We start from the raw sequence: 22,422 nt of genomic DNA on the forward strand, positions 1-22,422 counted from the left end.
AGTATATGTATTAATACCTGCCAGGTTCGTAGTTTATATAATTTATAATGGTAGTATAAATTATAGTATTGCTGTGATAAAAACGATGGCTTGTAATCGATATGAAGCAAAAATATTTCTTGAATTGCCCTATCTTTGACCAACGAAAAAAAAATATTTTTTAAAAACCGAGTGGTTTTAAACTTCGTAATTAGTGAAAAACCAAATAATAAACTGTAGCCCAATCCCATTGAGCTGTTTCCTGTTATCCTGCGCTTATGAATAGAATTCTACCATTCTTGTATTTCAAAAGGAGTTATTCCCGTTTTTTTAATTTTTTTTACAGGTATAGGGCAGTTGCTTGCTTTGTGTTTGTATTATTCTTGAGTATAAATCATGCATTAGCCGATGGAAGTAAAGACCTGTACCAAGGTTCAACAGTTGGAAGAAGGGCATACATGTATAGTAATGATTATACGGCTGGCGGCACAACAATCAACTCCTGGCCATTCAAAACACTTGGTACACATTATGTATATGCAGTTGCAAATGAAAGTCTTGCACTGGCGTTTAGTTCTGCGGGGGTAGGTAATGCAGCAATTCGGATTACCACTCCGTCTGGCGCAGTTTCAATTGTTACAACTAATGCGCTCATAGGTAAGATTACAAACCAGGCCAATGAAGTTGCCGGACCGAAACTTAACGCATTAGATCCTGGCACAAACCGCTATACCCCGGCCTATTACAATGTTCAAACAACGGGTATTTACAAGGTTGAATTTCTGCCTGTGGGCGATAAATCTGCTACGGCACTTAATGGTAACGAAACAAGTACGACAAATTTTAACTCAAATCAAAACTGGGATGCACCTACAGTAGATAACAGTACCAGTTTAATCGCCGCATGGGATATTTCGGTAATAAACTCCGCAGGTACTGCGTTTATACCGGGTAGGGTATATGTTAATCTGTTAAACCTTTTTGTTTATAATCAAAATTTCAATAACGGCTTTTACGGCACCGCTTTTGTGTTAACTAAAAACGGCAGGGCTTACCGCGTAAAAACAAATGGTATCCATGGTGCTGGTTTTACTTTCTTTGCCAATAATAAGGGAGTAGTAGACGGCTCAGGTGTGCCGACCTTTAAAAGTTTAAACGCTTCTGATCGGGCCGCAGTAGTTGTTGCTGTTAAAGATCCTACCGCGCAGGACGTTACCAGTCCATCTTTGCAGGTAACCCATAAAATATTTTATAGGGAACCTGCGAATGATTTACCCACAACCGACCAGAATGTAACCATTGGTACTACTCCAACCACCACCTGGCTGAAAAAGCCATCAAACAACCCGGTTATTACGAATGTAATGCTCACGGGTAAGGAGGGAACACCCAACAAAGCAGGACAAAAGGGGGGAACCATTTCATTCAACTCCACCGAAAACGGGACCTATTCCATTACCATTCCGGCGCCAACACCACGGGTTTTAACAGGTGATGCTGTTGCAGGCGCCAATGCTGTTGCCTGGGATGGTAAAGATGGTAATGGAAATGTATTACCTGCGGGAACTGTAATCAGCAGTGTTAGTGTTAAATTATTTGCCGCAGAAGTGCACTTTCCGTTTATTGATATGGAAATTAATCCGAATGGCATAAATGTGGAGTTGACCGAGAACACGACATATGCTGTTCAAACCGGCAACACAGACCCCACTGTTTATAACAATACCGTTTATTGGGATGATTCTCCTATCTCGAATGCGGGTAGTACAAGAAGTTCTAATCCGGTTACTCAAAATACCGGTGTATCTTCCCTAAGTAACGGACATAAATGGGGAGTTTATACCAATGGAGGTGGTAACGGAAGTACCAATACAGGAACAGGACTATTTGATTTCGGGAATGAGAAAACTTTAGATACCTACGCCTATATTGCCGCAAGCCCCGTAACACAACCTGTAAGCGTTAACATTGCGGTATCCGATTTAAAAACAACAAGCATTACGCCGTCTTTTTCAAATCCTGTTGCGATCGGAAGTACAGTTACTTACACCGTTATTGTTGAAAATTTAAACAATAACAGTAACGGAAGTACCAGCGCCGTTACCGGGGCAGGTTTTAAATTTACGGCGCCAGCAGGTTTTACCATAAACTCGGCCACGATTACTTCTTCTACAGGAACAGTTAGCCAGCAAAATGGCGCTACAAATTCCGGAACGGTTTTTAGTTCTAAGCTGGATATGAGCAGCGGTTCTACAGCAACCTATACCATTGTGGGTACAGTTGGTACGGCATTGGCCGGAAAAAACATTGCGGTCGAAGCCAGTATGCTCAGACCGGCTGATACCACTGACCCGGATGCCACTGATCCGGCAACTTCAGGTACACCAACTGATCCACACCAGGAATGTAAAAACGGAACTGCTAATGAAAATTGTAATAACATTGCTTATAATTCCGGCGTAGCCGTAAATAATTATGCTTCCGTTACGGCTTCAACTGCAACTGCAAATGAACCATCTACAAACGGCGCTTTCACCATCAGCATTCAAAATGCAAGTTCAAATTCAACTGTGGTAAGTTATACGATTACCGGCACGGCAACATCAGGTACTGATTATACGGCATTAACCGGCACGGCGACAATTCCTGCGGGCAGCACTTCTGTGGTGGTTCCGGTTACAATTACCGATGATAACCTGGTAGAAACCGCTGAAAGCGTAATTATGACCTTAAATTCTTCTACAAACGGCGTAACCATCACACCTGCAGCAGCAAACGCAACGGCTACTGTAAACATTGCCGATGATGATGTGTCCACAGTAAGCGTTGCAGCAACCACAAATGCTGCTGAGCCGTCGACAAACGGCTTATTTACCTTTACCCTAAGTAAACCTAGTTCTACCGCAACAACTATAAATTACACTATTAGCGGCACGGCAACCAGCGGAACAGATTATACGGCAATTGGTACTTCGATTGTTATACCGGCAGGTGCTACAACAGCTACTTTATCTATTCCCATAACCGATGATAACCTGGTTGAAGGCACAGAAACGGTAATTTTAACCATGGCTGCAGCTACCAGTAATAGCTCAATCACGGCGAATACATCTGCCGTAACCTTAAATATAGCGGATAACGATTCTGCAACCATTACGCTTGCAGCTACAACAAACGGATCTGAACCATCTACAAATGGTGTCTTCACCTTTACACTAAGTAAAGCAAGCGCTACGCCTACAACTGTAAATTATACCGTTGGCGGTACCGCTACAAGCGGAACAGATTACACCGCTATCGGAACATCCTTCGTTATCCCCGCAGGGGCCACCTCAGCAACACTTTCCGTTCCGGTAACCAATGATCAGCTGGTAGAAGGTACAGAGACGGTAATTTTAACAATGGCTGCCTCCACCAGCAACAGCCTGATTACAGCCAGCACCAGTTCGGTAACTTTAAACATCGCCGATGATGATGTTTCCGCAATTACTGTAGCAACAAACAATGCCGCCGAACCGACAACAAATGGTTCATTTGTATTTACCATGAGTAAGGCAAGTGCGACACCAACAACGGTAAGCTACACCATCGGCGGTTCGGGAACGAACGGCACAGATTATTCTAATATAGCTACCTCGATAGTTATACCGGCCAACACAACATCTTTTACACTTCCTGTTACAGTTACAAATGACCAGATTGTTGAAGGAACAGAGAATATTATTTTAACCTTTAATTCGGCTACAGATAATGCCAACGTTACCGTAACACCGGCTTCGGCTACGGTGAGTATTGCGGATGATGATGCAGCAACCGTAACTGTAACGGCCACCACCAATGCGGCGGAGCCATCCACAAACGGGCTGTTTACTTTTACATTAAGTAAAGCCAGTTCAACGGCAACTACTGTGAGCTATACAATCAGTGGCACAGCAACCAGTGGCACAGATTATACGGCAATAGGCACATCGGTTGTTATCCCGGCGGGTGCAACTTCAGCTACGGTAGCGGTACCTGTAAGTGATGATAATATCGTAGAAGGCACTGAAACGGTAGTTTTAACGATGACAGCTTCCACCAGCAACGCTTTAATTACCGCAAGCACCACCGCTTCTACACTGAATATTGCCGATGATGACACGGCAACTATAACGATTGCCGCTACGGCGAATGGCGCTGAACCATCTACCAACGGACAGTTTACCTTTACCATGAGCAAAGCCAGTTCTACGGCAACGGTTATTTCCTATACCGTAAGTGGTACAGCAACCAGCGGAACGGACTATACCGCTATCGGTACTTCAGTAACAATTCCGGCAGGAGCCACTTCCGCTACTGTATCTGTAGCCGTTGCAGATGATAACATTACAGAAGGTACAGAAACGGTTATTTTAACGATGACTGCTTCAACCAGTAATCCATCAATCACGGCGAGTACAACCGCTGCAACTGTAAATATTACGGATAATGATGCTTCTGTTGCTTCTGTTACAGCCGGTACCAACGGTAATGAAAACGGGCCAACCAACGGAACGTTTACAGTTACGTTAAGCAATCCGACTACCGCAGATACGCAGATCACTTACACGCTGGCAGGAACGGCTACGGAAGGAAGTGATTATACCACCATTACCACCAAAACGGTTACGATTTTGGCCGGCCAGGTAAGTGCTACGATATCCATTCCCGTAAGGACAGATAATTTTGTAGAAGGCACAGAAACGGTTGTTGCGACCCTGTCCAACTCAAACAATGGTCTGGTTTCGTTCAGCAACGCTCCGGCTACCATTAACATTGCAGATAATACGACCGCTACAGTAAGCGTAACCGCAACAACCAATGCCGCAGAACCATCTACAAATGGTTTGTTTACTTTTACCTTAAGTAATGCATCAACAACAAATACAGTAATCAACTATTCAGTTGGCGGTACGGCAAGCAGCGGAACAGATTATACCTCAATTGGCACTTCAGTTACCATCCCTGCAGGTTCAACTACGGCAACAGTTTCTGTTCCGGTTAAAGATGACAACCTGGTTGAAGGTACCGAAACAGTTGTTTTAACCATGGCTGCTGCAACCAGTAACACATCGATTACAGCAAGTACAGCTTCCGTAACTTTAAACATTGCCGATAACGATACTGCCATAGCCACCATTGCGGCGGCGCAAAACGGAAATGAAACCGGGCCGACTAACGGAACCTTTACCGTTACCCTAAGCAATGCTTCTGCAACGGATACACAGATAAGCTACACATTAGGCGGCACCGCGACAGAAGGAAGCGATTACAGTACAATCAACACTAAAACGATTACCATTCCTGCCGGACAAACTACAGGTACCATCACTATTCCCGTGCTTACAGATGCACTTACTGAAAGTACAGAAACAGTTGTAGCCACTTTAAGCAGTACCGATAATGGATTGATTTCGGTAAGTTCTACACCGGCAAGCATCAATATTGTAGACGCAAATACCGCAAGTGTGAGTATTTCAGCAGCATCAACCATCAACGAAGGTGCCGGAACAATTACCTTCACGGTAACACTAGATAATGCCGTACAAAATTCATTTACCGTTGATTATGCAACGGTGAACGGAACTGCGGTTGCCGGTTCTGATTATACAGCAACCTCAGGAACATTAACTTTCGCCGCAGGTTCAGCTGCCGGAACATCAAAAACATTTACCGTTCCGATTGTTAATGATAACATTGCCGAACCTAACGAAACATTCAGCGCCAACTTAAGTAATATAACAGGTTCAGTTGTAGTTATCTCAAATGCAAGTGCAACAACAACAATTGCAGATAATGATGCGGCGACGGCAACCATTACCGCAGGAACTACCGGTAACGAAAACGGGCCTGTTAACGGAACATTTACTGTAACACTCAGCAACCCTTCATCAGCAGATACCCAAATTACCTATACCTTATCAGGAACGGCTACAGAAGGCAGCGATTACAGTACAATCGCTACCAAAACCATAACCATCCCGGCAGGCCAAACCACCGGAACGATAACCATCCCGGTTTTAAGCGATGCGATTGTGGAAGGAAACGAAACTATCGTGGCTACATTATCGGCTTCAAACAATGCAACTGTAGTGATTGGTAACACACCTGCAACCATTAACATTCAGGACAATACAACTGCTGTTGTTACCGTAGCTGCAAGCCAGAATGGCACTGAACCCGCAACATCGGGCGTATTTACGTTTACCTTGATTAATGCATCGGCAACGAATACCACTATTAATTTTACAGTCAGCGGTACCGCAGGCAGTGGAACGGATTATTCATCAATCGGAAATTCGGTTACCATTCCGGCCGGGCAAACCAGTGTAACTTTACCGGTTCCGGTTTTGGATGATAATTTAGCGGAACCAACAGAAACTGTTGTTTTAACGATAACAGGCACAAATAACACGGCTATTACAGCAAGTACCACACCGGCAACCGTCAATATTACGGATAATGATGCCGCAACGGTGGCCATTAACAATATTTCGGTAAATGAAGCTGCAGGCAATGCAACATTTACGATCACCCTTACCGGAAATGTACAAAATGCATTTACCGTAAATTATACGACTGCGAACGGAAGTGCAAGCTCCGAAAATGATTTTACCGCTACAACAAATTCGGTAACATTTCCTGCCGGTTCAGTAAGCGGTGCTACACAGACATTTGATATTCCTTTGGTAAATGATAACGTTGCCGAACCGTCAGAAACTTTCACAGTTAACCTCACTTCAGTAAGTGCAGGTTCGGCTGTAACCATTGCGGCGGCCGGAGCAAGCGGTACAGCAACGATAGCCGATAATGATGCGGCAAGTGTAGCAATAAATAGTGTTACGGCTGCAGAGAATGCAGGGAATATGGTATTCACCGTTACATTGACAGGAAATATCCAAAATGCTCTAACCTTAAATTATGCAACAGCTGATAACAGCGCAATTGCGGGTTCAGATTATACGGCTAAAACCGGAACCATCACATTCCCGGCAGGTTCAGCAAATGGTGCAACACAGACCATATCTATCGGCGTAACAGATGATAATGTAAGAGAATCTTCCGAAAACTTTAAGGTTACTTTAAGCGGAACAACTGCACCTGTAACCATCGCCCAGGCAGAAGGTATTGGTACGATAACGGATAATGATGTTGCAACCGTAAGCATTTCAGCTACACCGGCGAGTGTAAACGAAGGCGCGGGCACAGCTACCTTTACAGTTACCCTGAACGGAGCGGTGCAGGATGCCTTCGATGTTGATTATGCAACAGTTAATGGCACAGCTTCAGATGGTAATGATTTTACAGCAAAAACAGGCACATTAACATTCCCCGCAGGTTCAGTAAACGGTGCCACGCAAACCTTCACCATTTCAATTATTAATGATAACCTGGTTGAACCTTCAGAAAACTTCTCCGGAACGATAAGCAATGTAACCGGCGGATTGGTTACCATAGCAACGGCTACGGCGGCAGTTACGATTACAGATAATGATACTTCGGTAGCGAGCATCGCTGCAGGCATAAATGGTAATGAAAACGGTCCTGTTAATGGAACATTTACCGTAACATTAACTAATCCATCGGCCACCGATACCCAAATTACCTATTCATTGGGCGGTACTTCAACAGAAGGAAGCGATTACAGTACCATCACAACAAAAACAATTACCATTCCTGCCGGACAAACAACTGGAACAATCTCTATACCAGTATCTACCGATGCTGTGGTGGAGGGTACTGAAACCATTATTGCTACATTAACGAGTACCAATAACGGTTCGGTTACCTTCAGCAATAGTCCGGCTACTATTAACCTTTCAGACAACACAACCGCTACCGTTACGGTCGCATCCACAGCAAACGGAGCAGAACCAAATACCGCAGGCCAGTTTAAATTTACTTTAAATAATGTATCGACCACGAATACGGTTATTACTTATTCTGTAAGCGGAACCGCAAGCAGCGGAAATGATTATACAGCCATCGGTACAACTGTAACTATACCTGCCGGACAAACAACGGCAACCGTAAGTGTTCCTGTACTGAATGATAACATTGCAGAAGGGACAGAAACAGTTGTTTTGACCATGACCGCGGCTACCAGCAACGGGGCAATAACGGCAAGCACCAACCCCGCAACATTAAATATTGCAGATAATGATAGCTCAACAGCAAGTATTTCACCGGGTACAAATGGCGACGAAAACGGACCTGCTAACGGAACTTTCGTGGTTAGCCTGAGCAATCCGTCATCAAACCCGACAACTATAACCTATACCCTGAGCGGTACAGCTATTGAAGGAACCGATTATGGTACCATCGTAACCAAATCCGTAACCATTCCTGCAGGTCAAACTTCGGCTACGATTTCCATCCCTGTCAGCAGTGATAACCTGGTTGAAGGTAATGAAACCATTGTTGCAACCCTTGGTAATTCAAACAACCCGTTAGTCGGCGTAAATACAACAGCAGCTACCATCAATATCATTGATAACAATGCAGCAACGGTAAGTATTTCATCGGGTGCAACCATTAATGAGGGCGACGGAACAGCAACCTTTACGGTAACATTAAGCACCGCCGTTCAGAATGCATTTACCGTAAATTATGCCACCTCTAACGGTACCGCCGTTGCCGGTTCGGATTATACTGCAACCAGCGGAACGTTAACCTTTCCGGCCGGTTCAGCAGCAGGAGCAACGCTCACTTTTGCCGTTCCGGTTACAGATGATAATTTGGTAGAATCTAATGAAAACTTTACCGCTACGCTGAGTAACGTAAGCGGCGGTTTGGTTACCATCGCAACGGCATCAGCTACTGTTTCTATTCTCGATAACGACACTTCTGTGGCAACACTGGCTGCGGGCGTAAACGGAAATGAAACCGGTCCTGTTAACGGAACATTTATCGTAACCCTGAGCAATCCGTCATCTTCAGATACAGAAATCAGTTTTACCTTAAACGGAACAGCAATAGAAGGCACTGATTATGCGGCCATTTCGCCTAAAACGGTGACCATACCGGCCGGACAAACAACAGCAACCATTACCATCCCGGTTTTAACAGATGCTTTAACAGAGAATAACGAAACAGTAATTGTCAGGATAAATACATCTAATAATCCCCAGGTAACCATAAATAACACTGCGGCAACCATAAATATTCTGGATGCCAACTCCGCGAGTGTAAGCATATCAACCGCCACTACAATCAATGAAGGCATAGGTACAACCACCTTCACGGTTACTTTAAACAATGCGGTTCAAAATGCATTTGATGTAGATTATACAACGGTTAACGGAACTGCAACTGCAGGTTCGGATTATGTGGCGAAGAGCGGAACATTAAGTTTCCCGGCCAATTCAGCAGCCGGAACAGCGCTATCGTTTACGGTAACCGTAACCGATGATATTATTGCCGAGCCTTCTGAAGCATTTTCTGCTACTTTAAGCAATATAACAGGTGGTATTGTTCTGATTAGTAATGCTACGGCCACCACAAACATTACCGACAATGATGCGTCAGAAGCGAGCATTGCGGCAGGGATTACCGGTGATGAAAATGGTCCGGTTAACGGCACATTTACAGTAACGTTAACCAAAGCATCATCAGATGATACACAAATTACCTACGCTTTAAGCGGAACAGCAACTGAAGGAAGCGATTACAGTACAATAGTAACTAAAACCATTACCATTCCGGCCGGACAACTGAGCGGAACGATTACCATTCCGGTATCAGCAGATGCCATTGTTGAAGGTAATGAAACGGTTATTGCAACCATTACGGCATCAGGAAATCCTTTAGTAACCATAAATAACGCCCCTGCAACGATTAACATAACCGATCGTACAACAGCCACGGTAAGTGTTGCTTCAACAAGAACAGGAGCGGAACCAAATACATCCGGACAGTTTACGTTTACATTAAGTAATGCATCATCAACGGATACGCAAATTACCTATGCCGTTAGCGGAACCGCGATAAGCGGATTGGATTATACTTCAATAGGCACTACGGTAATTATTCCTGCCGGCCAAACTACCGCATCAGTAACTGTACCTGTAGTGGATGATAACATTGCAGAAATTACTGAAACAGTTGTATTAACAATGGCTGCTTCAACCAACAATCCTTCGATTACAGCAAGTACAACACCTGCAACGGTTAACATAACCGACAATGATACTTCCGTAGCCAGTATAGCGGCAGGAAACCAGGGCGATGAAAATGGTCCGGTTAACGGAACTTTCACGGTAACATTAACGAATCCTTCATCGGCAGATACACAAATTACCTATACATTAGGTGGTAATGCGACAGAGGGAAGTGATTACAATACCATTAATTCAAAAACAATTATTATCCCTGCAGGGCAAACCACGGGTACCATTACCATACCGGTAAAAGCAGATGCAATAGTTGAACCAACAGAAACAGTTACCGCAACGATTTCTGCTTCTAACAATCCGCTCGTTTCCATAACTAACGGTACGGCAAGTATTAATATATCTGATAACACGGCGGCAACTGTAACCGTAACTGCAACAGCTGGCGGAGCAGAGCCAAATACGCCGGGTCAGTTTACGTTTGCCTTAAGCAATGTTTCTGCCAGCAATACCGTAATTACCTATTCGGTTGGCGGAACTGCTGTGAGCGGAAATGATTACACCTCGGTTGGTACTACAGTGACCATTCCGGCAAACCAGACAAGTGTAACCGTATCTGTTCCGGTGCTTGATGATGATTTGGCCGAAGGCACAGAAACGGTTGTCTTGACCATGGCACCGTCAACAAATAACCCGGCAATTTCGGCGAGTATTACACCTGCAACTGTAAGCATTACAGATAATGATACGTCAGTTGCCAGTATTGCCAAAGGAGTGGATGGTACGGAAAACGGACCTGCAAACGGAACATTTGTTGTAACATTAAGCAGAGCATCGTCTGCAGATACTCAGTTGACTTTTACGTTGGGCGGAACTGCAACAGAAGGCACGGATTACAGCTCAATTGTAACTAAAAATATCACCATACCGGCCGGCCAGACAACGGCTACGATAAGTATTCCGGTATTAACAGATGTAATTATTGAAGGTGGCGAAACGGTTATTGCAACCATAACGGCTTCAAACAATCCTTTAGTTACAGTAAGCAATACACCGGCAACTTTAACCATTGCTGATAATACAACAGCAACCGTTACGGTGGCCGAAACCGCTAATGGTGCCGAACCAAACATAGCCGGGCAGTTTACATTCACATTGAGCAATGTATCAACAACAGATACACAGGTAAGTTTCAGCGTAAGCGGAACCGCCACCAGCGGAACGGATTACAATGCAATTGGTACTTCAATAACCATACCTGCCGGACAAAAAACCGTAACCCTGGCCATTCCCGTTTTAAACGATAACGTTGTTGAAGGTACGGAGACCGTTGTTTTAACGATGAATCCGGCTACCAACAATACGGCTGTAACTGCGAATACAAATCCGGCAACAGTAAGTATCAGCGACAATGACAGTGCTATTGCAACAATCGCACCCGGGGTAAATGGAAATGAAAACGGACAGGTAGCCGGCACCTTTATCGTAACTTTAAGTAATCCCTCATCAACACCGACACTGATTACATACACATTAGGTGGAACGGCAACTGAAGGAAGCGATTATTCTGCAATTACGAATAAAACGATAACCATTCCGGCAGGCCAGACAACCGGTACAATTACTGTCCCAGTTGTATCAGATGCCGTAGTAGAAGGAACGGAAACCATTATCGCTACGCTCGCGGGTACCGGCAATACCGGTATTACGGTTGATAATTCGCCGGTAAGCATTAATATTTCAGATAACAATTCGGCATCGGTAAGCTTAAGTGCGGCATCAACCGTGAATGAGAATACAGGTAATGTTACCTTTACGTTAACCTTAAATGCAGCAGTACAAAATGCCTTTACTATAGATTATACCACCGCAAACGGAACAGCTGTGGCAGGTTCAGATTTCACGGCAAAAACCGGAACTTTAATTTTTCCTGCAAATTCCGCCTCAGGCGCAACTTTAACCTTTACCGTTCCGGTTATTGATGACAATTTAGTTGAACCATCGGAGGCATTTTCAGCAACGCTGAGTAACATACAGGGTGGATTGGTTACCATCGGTACTGCAACAGCAACAGTTACAATTACGGATAATGATGCCGCTGTGGCCAGCATCGCTGCTGGTTCTAACGGTAATGAAACCGGTCCTGCCGATGGAATGTTTACCGTTACGTTAAGCAATCCTTCGTCAACAGATACCCAGATAAACTATACACTGAGCGGAACGGCAACTGAAGGAAGCGATTACACCGCCATTACGAATAAAACGATTACCATCCCGGCCGGACAAACAACAGGCACGATAAGTATTCCTGTGGTTGCAGATGCACTGGCAGAAAGTACAGAAACGGTAATTGCAACATTAACGTCAACAAGTAATACATCGGTAGGCGTAAATAATGCACCGGCCGGTATTAATGTTATTGATGCAAATACGGCCAACGTGAGCATATCAATCAGTGCACCGAGCGTTAGCGAAGGCGTAGGTTTAGTAACCCTGTCGGTATTTTTAAATGTTGCGGTACAAAACAGTTTTACGGTGGATTATGCTACCGCTAATGGAACCGCATTGGCAGGTTTAGACTACACCGCTACAAACGGTACCCTAACTTTCCCGGCAAACTCTCCGGCAGGTACCGTATTAACTGTGAATATCCCAATCCTGGAAGATTTACTGGTTGAACCATCTGAAGCATTTACAGTAGGTTTAAATAATGTGGTTGGTGCTGATGTTGCCATCGGAACAAGCCCTGCCACGGTCACCCTAGCCGATAATGATACTTCAGTGGCTACAATCACGGCAGGAAGTAATGCAAATGAAAGTGGTATGGCAAATGGCGTCTTTAATGTGACATTAACCAACCCGTCATCTACACCAACAACGTTAACCTTTACTTTAAGCGGTACTGCCGGCGAGAGTTCTGATTATGGTTCAATTAATAAAACCGTTATTATTCCTGCGGGCACAACTGCTGCTATAATAGTAATCCCTGTGATGACAGATGCCGTTGCAGAAGGAACAGAAACCGTTATTGCTACATTAACCAATTCAAGTAATCCCGCAATTACCGTAAGTTCATCGCCGGCAACAATCAGTATTCTTGATGAAGATTTTGCAACGGTTAGCATTTCATCAAGCCCATCAGTTAATGAAAGTGCCGGAACAGCAACGTTCACCGTTACCCTTAACCAGGCTGTTCAAAATGGATTTAGCGTAGATTATGAAACAGCAAACGGTACGGCTGCTGCCGGTTTGGATTATACAGCAGGCAGCGGAACCTTAACTTTCCCGGCCAACGCTCCTGCGGGTACTAAGTTAACCTTCACCGTGTCAATTAACGATGATAATCTTATAGAGCCTTCGGAAACCTTAACTGCCGCTCTCAGCGGTATTACGGGTGGTGTGGTTACTATTGGTACCTCACCCGCCACGCTTACGATAGTTGACAATGACATGGCTGAAGCGACCATACTCGCAGCGAATAATGGTGATGAAGACGGGCCGGTAGATGGTAAGTTTACGGTTAACTTGAGTAAACCTTCATCTACTGATACACAGCTTACATTTACATTAACGGGTACTGCTACCGAAGGAAGTGATTATACAACCATTACTAAAACGGTTACTGTTTTGGCAGGTTCAACTACAGCAACAATAATAATCCCGGTACTTACTGATGTTATTGTAGAAGGAACAGAAACGGTAGTGGCTACTTTATTGAATACAAATAATTCTGCCATTACTGTTAATAGTACTCCTGCAAGCCTGAATATCCTTGATGATAATTCCGTGTCGGTAACCATTTCAGTTTCGACAGTTAGTGTGGATGAAGCTGCGGGTACCGCAACTTTCAGGGTAACCTTGAGCGGTGCTGTACAAAACGCATTCAGTGTGGATTATACGACTACCGACGGAACTGCAAAAGAAGGTTTAGATTACATCAGAACCAGCGGAACACTGAATTTTCCTGCAGGCTCAGCAGCAGGTGCAAACTTAACATTTACAGTTCCGATTGTTGATGATAACCTGGCCGAGCCAACAGAAGCATTTAATTCCGTTATTACCAATGTTACAGGCGGTTTAGTAAAAATCGGAAATGGTACGGCAACACTTTCTATTATAGATAACGATGCGTCGGTAGCAAGACTTGTTGCCGGTACCTCGGCAAATGAAAGCGGTCCTGTAGCCGGAACATTTATCGTTAACTTAAGTCATCCTGCATCAACAGATACGCAACTCACCTATAGCCTGAGTGGAAGTGCGGCGGAAGGCAGCGATTACAGCACCATTGTTTCCAAAACAATTGTAATCCCTGCAGGGGCAACAACCGGTACCATTACCATACCGGTACTGGCTGATAACCTGGTGGAAGTAACAGAAACAGTGATTGCCATATTAACCGGCACTAACAATGCAACCATTACAGCCGATAACACGCCGGCAACCATCAATGTACTGGATAATACAAATTCTGTTGTTACTGTAGCCGTAACGGCAGATGGTGCCGAACCAGCTACCCCGGGCCAGTTAACATTCTCGTTGAGTAATCTATCCACAACAGATGTTCAGGTTACCTATACCGTAACCGGAACTGCAACCAGCGGCGTAGATTATACAGCAATCCCGACAACAGTGACCATACCGGCCGGACAAAGTTCCGTAACAGTATCTGTTCCGGTATTAAATGATAACGTTATTGAAGGCACAGAAACGGTGGTTGTTAAGATGAACCCGGCAACAAACAACCCGTCAGTTATCGCAAGTACAATTGCTGCCACGGTAAACATTACAGATAGCGGTTCATCGGTTGCAACTGTTGCCGCAGTAAACGATGGCGCTGAAGCCGGTCAGGTTGCCGGTAAATTCCGTGTAAGCATCAGCACACCATCTGCAACTGATACAGAGTTTACTTACACATTGAGCGGAACAGCAGTTGAAGGAACTGACTATGCCGCAATTACAACTAAAAAAGTGACCATTCCTGCCGGTCAGATATCTGTAACTTTTGATATCCCGGTACTGGCAGATGCGGTTGTTGAAGGCACTGAAACGGTTATCGCACAATTGATATCGGCTAACAACGCTTTAATTACAGTAAGTAGCGTTGCTGCTAAAATTAACATCACCGATAACAATGCTGCAATGGTTAGTATTTCAGCTGCACCAAACGTTAATGAAAGTGCCGGAACAATAACCTATATGGTAACATTAAATACCGCGGTTCAGAACGCGTTCAATGTTGATTACAATACTTCGAACGGTACAGCTACAGCCGGTTTGGATTACACGGCCGGCAGTGGAACTTTAACCTTTCCTGCGGGCGCTGCTGCGGGCTCAATCATGACATTCATTGTGGCGATAACCAATGATAACCTGGCTGAACCAAATGAAACTTTCACAGCTACGTTAAGTAATGTAACAGGTGGTATTGTTACCATCGGTACCGCCAGTGTAACAACAACCATTACAGATAACGATACATCAGTTGCTACAATAGCTGCGGGTATCGATGCGAAGGAAAATGGTCCGGTGGCCGGAACATTTACGGTAATACTAACCAATCCATCATCAACAGATACGCAGCTTAGCTTTACTTTAACCGGAACAGCCACTGAAGGAACTGACTATGCTACAATAGTGAAAACCATTGTCATTCCTGCCGGACAAACTTCTGCTACGATTACTGTTCCTACATTAACAGATGGGATGGTTGAAGGCAATGAAACCCTAATTGCAACGTTAAGCGGTTCAAACAGCGCCCTGGTTACCTTTAGCGGCACACCTGCAGTTGTTAATATCTTTGATAATACGGCTGCTACAGTTGCCGTAACAGCGGTAACTGATGGTGCGGAGCCTGCCGCTCCGGGTCAGTTCAGGTTTACTTTGAGTAACGTTTCTACAAGTGATACCCAGATCAGTTTTACGGTTTCCGGTACAGCAACTTCAGGAAGTGATTACACGAGTATCGGTACTACGATTACCATACCGGCAGGTCAAACATCTGCAATCCTGAACGTTCCGGTGCTGGATGATAACTTACAGGAAGGAACCGAAACCGTTGTGTTAACCATGAACGCAATGACTAATAACCCATCGATTACGGCAAGTACAATACCTGCGGTTGTGAATATATCAGATAACCGTTCGCCGGTTGCCAGTGCAGCAGCGCTTACTACCGCAGAAGATACACCTGCAAATGGTACCATAACGGCAAGTGACCCTGATGGAAATACTTTAAGTTATGTTTTAGGAAACGGTCCTGGTCATGGAACAGTTATATTGAATACAAATGGAACTTATACGTATAGTCCTGCTGCGAACTACAATGGTGCTGATGTATTTACTGTAGTGGTTAGTGATGGTAAAGGTGGTGCAACAACCATAACCATTAACGTTACAATTAACGCAGTTAACGATATACCGATTGCGAGTTCACCTGCAGTTACAACTGCAGAAGATACACCTGTTAGCGGAATGATAACAGCAAGCGATGCAGATGGTGACACATTAACCGCTTCCGTTACCACGGCGCCGTTGCGTGGTATAGTTACGTTAAATCCGGATTTAACTTACATTTATACACCTACAGCCAATTATAATGGTACAGATGTATTTACTATAGCTATAGGCGATGGTAAAGGCGGTACAATTACGATAACAATCAATGTAACAATAACGCCTGTAAATGATGCTCCTGTGGCAAATGCACCTGCAGCTGCAACAGTAGAAGATACCCCGGTTAATGGAACCATTACGGCCAGTGATGTTGATGGAGATGCCTTGGCCTATGTGGTAAGCAAACCACCAGCTTACGGTACTGTTGTTGTGAACACAAACGGAACCTATACTTATACACCTAATGCCAATTATAATGGCACAGATGTATTTAACGTCAACATTAGTGATGGTCATGGCGGAAACGTTACGATAAGCATAAGTGTAAATATAACTCAGGTTAATGATGCGCCTGTTGCCAGTTCACCTGCAATTACCGCGACAGAAGACACACCTGTTAACGGAACTGTTACAGCGAGTGACATAGATGGCGATACATTGAACTTTGCGGTAAGTACAGCGCCTTTACATGGATCGGTAGTCGTAAACGCCGATGGAACCTATACATATACACCAGCTTCAAATTATAATGGTACAGATGTATTTACCATAACCGTAAGCGATGGAAAAGGTGGTACAACTGCTGTAACTATAAGTGTAGCGCTTACACCTGTTAATGATGCGCCGACAGCCAGTACGCCTGCAGTTACAACGCCACAAGGTACACCGGTAAACGGAACAATTACGGCAAACGATGTAGATGGCGATCCATTAACGTTTACCATTACTACTGCTCCGGCACACGGAACCTTAACTGTAAATCCTAACGGAACATATACATTCACTCCGACACCTGGTTATGTAGGTAGTGATACCTTTACAATAACAGTTAGCGATGGAAATGGTGGAATAACTACCCTTACAATTCCGGTTACGGTAACACTTATCAGCGCACCATCTTATGTGTTTACCAAAGTTGTTAGCGGTCAGGTTCCGACAGTGGCCGGTGCGGTACTGAATTACAATCTTATTGTAACCAACAATGGAAATGTAGCCTTAAACAATATTGTCATAACTGATGCAAATGCAACGGTAACAGGTTCTCCGGTTGCAACGCTTTCACCAGGTGCAACTATGATGGTAACTGCAACACATATTTTAACACAAACAGATATCAACAATGGAAGCGTAAGTAACCAGGCGTCCGCAAATGCAAAAGACCCTCAGGGAAATAGCATTGTCAAATTATCTGATGATCCGAATACGCAGACTGCTAATGATGCAACGGTTACACCAATCGGTTCAAACGGTTCTATTTCACTGGTTAAAACCGGAACCCTGAGTGGTGATCGCAATAGCATTACCTATAATTTCACTGTTAAAAACACGGGTAATGTTACTTTAAGAATCATTACTTTAACAGATAGCAAACTGGGCTTAAGTCGTATAATTCCTGGTATTTTAGCACCAGGTGGTATTTTAACAGACAGTTACCAATACGTGTTAACCCAGGCAGATAAAGACGCGGGTAGTGTTACCAATACAGCTAATGTAACAGGTCAGACACCAACTAATGTTACCGTTTCAGATGTATCCGGAACGGCTGAAAATAATAATGCACCAACAATAACTTCAACTGCATCAATAGGTTCAGTTGCATTGGTTAAAACGGCTGTGTTTAACGGTAATCAGATTACCTATACCTTTATCATTAAAAATACAGGTTCAACTACCTTAAATACGGTTGCATTAACGGATACGAAACTTAATATCATTAATAAATTGATTCCGGTAGCAGGCGGATTGGCTTCAGGCGCAACTGTAACCAATACAGAACTTTATACTTTAACACAGGCTGATAAGGATTTAGGTTCCGCAACCAATACGGCAACGGTGAATGCTAAAACGGTTACAGGAGCTGATGTAAGCGATATATCTGGAACTGCAGATAACAATAATACAGCAACAGTAGTTACTTATCCTAAATCTCCTGTAGCAGTAGATGATGTTGTACAAAGCCCTGCAAATGCACCGGTAATAATTAAGGTATTAAATAACGATAATTCAGGTAACTCATCTTTCAATACTTTAACGGTAGAAATTGTTACTCAGCCTAAAAACGGTACAGTAAAGGTAAATAGTGATGGAACGGTAACATTCACACCAGCACAGGGTTTCATCGGTCAGGATTCCTTTACTTACCGCGTAAGGGATGCTTATGGCTATTATACCAATGTGGCCTCCGTTGCACTTACTGCAAATTTATATGGCTTAACCATCCCGACATTATTTACACCGAATGGCGATGGAACCAATGATACTTTTGAAATAAGAGGATTGAATCAGTATCCGGGTAATACCTTACAGATTATTAATCGTTGGGGTAATGAAGTATTTCATGCTAATGATTATCAAAATAACTGGACAGGTGAAGGTTTAAACGAAGGAACATATTATTATCTGCTCCGTATTACAAATCCTCAAACTAAACAGGTTGAAGTTTTAAAGGGGTATATAACATTAATAAGAGCATTTAAGAAATAAACAGATAAGAGGCTAAAGAAACCAGGTTCCAATCCGGTTTCCTAAGATATACGATGATGATGAAAAAATTAGTATTGTTACTAGCGGGTTCTTTTTTACTGATGGTTAGACCGGCATCCGCCCAGCAGGATGCACAGTACAGTCAGTATATGTTCAATGGAATCTACATTAATCCTGCATACGCGGGTTACAAGGAAGTATTGAATTTGCATAGTTTTTACCGCAGTCAGTGGACCGGTATTCAAGGCGCACCAAAAAGTATGTCGCTGGCAGTAGATGCGATAGCAAACAATGGAAACGTTGGCCTGGCGTTACAGGTTGCGAGTGACAAGCTCGGTGCGCAGAATAACCTGAGCGTGTATGGAAATTATGCTTATCGAATCAGGATGAATGATGAAGGAACTTCCCGCCTGGCCTTAGGTTTAGGTGTTGGTATGGTAAACCTTGCGATAGATGGTTCATTGCTAAACCCTAATGATCCGGAACTTACACAACCGGTTGGAACGCAAAGTACAATTGTTCCTGATGCAAGGGCAGGCGTGTACTTTTCCAACGATAAGTTTTATGCAGGATTATCTGCCGATAATTTAATTGCCCAATATGTAAATATCGATAAATATGCTTTTATTCCTCAGCCAAAACCACATTATTATTTAACTGCCGGTGCACTTTTTCCTTTGAATGATGAGTTTCAGATAAAACCGTCTTTTTTGTTGAAAGACGATCGTGGCGGACCTACAAGTTTAGATTTAAATGCATTTTTAATGATTAAAGATATTATCTGGATTGGTGGTTCATATCGTACGGGTATTAAACTTTATGATAAGCGTTACTTACAAAAAGACCTTACCCCGAGAAATTCGGTTGTGGCAGCAGTTCAGATTTTTCCATCGGATAAAATTCGTATTGGTTATGGTTATGATTTTTCTGTTGGTCCTTTACAAGGCTACAGCGGCGGAACGCATGAGATATCTATCGCATTTTCTTTCCTAAAATCAAACATCAGAATGGCAACCCCAAGGGTTTTTTAAATTATTAATTTATAGTTCATCCGCATTCGAATAGTATAATGAAAAAAAAATCGTTAAGCATCCCGGTTATCGTTTGTTGTGCACTCGCCTTGAGTCTAGGTGCAAAAGCACAATCTGTTTTAAAAGATGCCGACAAACAATATGAGCTTTATAATTACATAAAAGCTATTGAACTTTATGAGCAAGCTTATAAGACTAAGGAAAGCTTGCATGCAGCTGAACGCCTGGGCAGTTCATATAGCTTAAACAATAATTACCAACAAGCAGAACATTGGTATGCTATCGCCTCAGCAATGCCGGGTAGTAAGCCCGAAAACATATTCGGTTATGCTAAAGCATTACAAAGTAATTCCAAATATGCACAGGCAAAAGCGCAATATCTGAATTATGCCGACAAAAACAAGTCAGTTTCACCAGAGCAGCTCAACGTTTGGACCGCTTCCTGCGATTCGGCCATAAGCTGGATAAAGAAACCAAAACAACAATTTGAAATAAAAAATGAACGTGCATTAAACAGTATTCAAGCTGATTGGGGTGCTGTAAAGTACAAAGGTTCAGTGGTATTTACATCAGATAGAAACAAGGCAAAATCTGATTCTATCGGCAGGAAGCCATTTTTAAAGTTTGACGGTTCAAAAATAATCGATCAAAACAGGTATGGATGGACAGGCCATAACTATTTAAAGCTATATCATACCACAGAATCTGATAATATTCAGCTATTGATGATTAACGGAGTAGGCCCATACCATATCGGTTCAGCAAGCTTCACGGCGAACGGGCAAACCATGTACTTCACGATGACCAAAATCCCTGATGAACCGGAAAAAATGAAAAATAAGCCAAGTTTGGTTAACGTTGAAATTTACAGCAGTATTAAAAATACAAATGGAACCTGGGCTGAACCAGTGCCTTTTGAATATAATAAAGTTAACGATTACTCGGTGGGCGACCCTTTTATTTCTGCGGATGGGCAGCGCTTATATTTTGCTTCAAATATGCCTGGCGGTAAGGGTGGCACTGATATTTATTTCTGCGCTAAAACGGTTGATGGTAAATGGGGAAAGCCCAGTAACCTGGAACAGATTAATACATTTGGAAATGAACGCAGTCCTGTTTTAGATTTGAATGATAACCTTTTTTTTGCGACCGACGGCAGGGTAGGAATGGGTGGATTGGACATATTTTCTGCGTTAAAAGACACGAATGGCTTTAGCCATATCAGCAACCTTGGTTTTCCGCTAAATTCACCGCAGGATGATTTTGCTTTCAGTCTTAATGAGCAGGGCTTTATTCAGTATATTTCTTCAAATCGCAATGGCGGCTTAGGTAGCGATGATATTTATTCTGTTAAGCAAAAACCTGTTGTGGTATTAACACTGGAAGGCAGGGTTTATGATAAAAAACTAAATAAACCTATTGATGCTGCTATTGTTACAATTACCACAGAAACCGGTAATCCGATAAAACTGAATACAGATGATAACGGTACTTATAGATTCAAATTAGATACAGCCGCCGACTACCGTATATATGTAAAAAAGCCCGGTTATCTGGCTAACACTCAGCATTTAAATACCAAAGGTATAAGATTATCAACCATATTGGTTAAAGATGTATACCTGGAGCAAATAGAAGTAAACAAAGCTGTCAGGTTAAATAATATTTATTACGATTTCGATAGTGCTGTCATTCTGGAGGCTGCAGCACGAGAGCTTGATAACCTGGCTAAAATTATGCAGGATAATCCGGAAATCTATGTAGAACTGGGCTCGCACACAGATAGCAGGGGTAAGGCGGCATACAATTTGAAATTATCGCAAAAAAGGGCTGAATCTGCGCGGCTGTATATCATAGGAAAAGGTATTGATCCGAGTAGAATTATGGCCAAAGGATATGGCGATGTACAGTTACTCAATCGTTGTGTAAAAACCGCAAAATGCTCCGATGTTGAACATCAGGTTAACAGGCGAACGGAATTTAAAATCGTAAAACAATAAAAGCATTTAAAAGATGATTAGTCTGACTTCTTTTTGCATTCAGGCTATGTACTTAGTAAATATATTATCGTAATGACGATTACCCGGGAGCGGTTAAATGTGTACATCAGGCATTTTTTTTAAATGAATACAATGAACACCATATTCCGGAAAAATGTGAACAAAATTAAAAACCTTAATATTACC

3 protein-coding genes are annotated in these 22,422 nt (G+C 43.1%); all 3 read left to right on the forward strand.

All coding sequences use genetic code 11. The annotated features are described in order from the left end of the window. Positions 1–362: 362 nt before the first annotated feature. The 3 genes from O0931_RS04730 to O0931_RS04740 are packed head-to-tail and all read left to right on the forward strand — an operon-like array spanning position 363 to position 22,236. The gene (locus O0931_RS04730) at positions 363–19,205 is read left to right on the forward strand and encodes a Calx-beta domain-containing protein (RefSeq protein WP_269414400.1); all 18,843 of its coding nucleotides are present in this window, start codon (positions 363–365) and stop codon (positions 19,203–19,205) included. A gap of 59 nt (positions 19,206–19,264) precedes the next feature. After that, on the forward strand, positions 19,265–20,236 hold the full coding sequence (locus tag O0931_RS04735; protein WP_269414401.1) for a PorP/SprF family type IX secretion system membrane protein: 972 nt from the start codon (positions 19,265–19,267) through the stop codon (positions 20,234–20,236). A 38-nt stretch (positions 20,237–20,274) separates the two neighbouring features. Then, positions 20,275–22,236 carry an OmpA family protein gene (locus O0931_RS04740; RefSeq protein WP_269414402.1) on the forward strand — a complete coding sequence of 654 codons (1,962 nt, stop codon included), beginning with the start codon at positions 20,275–20,277 and terminating at the stop codon, positions 22,234–22,236. Positions 22,237–22,422: the final 186 nt, after the last annotated feature.

It is taken from the genome of Pedobacter rhodius (assembly GCF_027213645.1).
Taxonomy (GTDB): Bacteria; Bacteroidota; Bacteroidia; order Sphingobacteriales; family Sphingobacteriaceae; genus Pedobacter; species Pedobacter rhodius.

What these genes read in the sequence shown, in the direction of transcription:
- O0931_RS04735 (WP_269414401.1), top strand. Translation starts at nt 19,265, where the DNA reads ATGAAAAAATTAGTATTGTTACTAGCGGGTTCTTTTTTACTGATGGTT.
- O0931_RS04740 (WP_269414402.1), top strand. Translation starts at nt 20,275, where the DNA reads ATGAAAAAAAAATCGTTAAGCATCCCGGTTATCGTTTGTTGTGCACTC.